This is a genomic window from Streptomyces sp. AC627_RSS907 (assembly GCF_019049165.1).
The window spans coordinates 1-547 of record NZ_JAGMUE010000722.1 but is presented as its reverse complement, the minus strand read 5'-3'; the positions used below and the strand labels follow the sequence as shown (position 1 = coordinate 547).

Annotated in this window: 1 protein-coding gene; it reads right to left on the bottom strand. The window is 71.7% G+C overall.

The window, feature by feature from the left end:
- Positions 1 to 519, bottom strand: a 519-nt coding sequence (locus KUM32_RS38260) for a LamG domain-containing protein (protein WP_217146426.1), incomplete at its 3' end; no start/stop codon positions are given.
- Positions 520 to 547: the final 28 nt, after the last annotated feature.

The following is a 547-nucleotide window of genomic DNA, read 5'->3' as shown; positions in this document are numbered from 1 at the left end:
GCCTGAGGCCGCCCACGGCGTGGTGAAGTCCTCCGTGGCCTCCAGCTTCCCGTTGACGTACAACCGGGTCGTGCGGTCGTCCAGGTCGTAGACGCCGACGACGTGGGCCCACTCCCCCAGCCGAGCGGCGGGACAGTTGGGCGTGGTGTCCGGGCACGCCCGCTGAGAGACCCGTACCGTGCTGGCCTCGGGCGAGTCAGACACACCGCGGAGGAAGACCCAGCCACCGAGCCCGGAGGAGTGGTAGAGCTCGAAGCCGCGCTGGTGGCTGCCGCCCTGCGCGGCGGCGGTCATGGACCGGTTCTCCTTGTCGGCCGGCACCTTGGCCCACAGCGAGACCGCGAAGCTCTGGTACGTGTCGAGCACCGGCTGCCTGGCCCTGATGTGGTCGTCCACGCCGTCCAAGGCGAGTGCGGTGTTCTTCACGCCGGGTGCTCCCGCCCTGGCGCCCCCGTCGAGGGTGCCGGCGACCTGCTGACCGCGGCCGTCGACAGTGGAGGCGCCCGCTACCTCGTCCAAAGGCCACACCACCTTCGCCGGTCGCCCC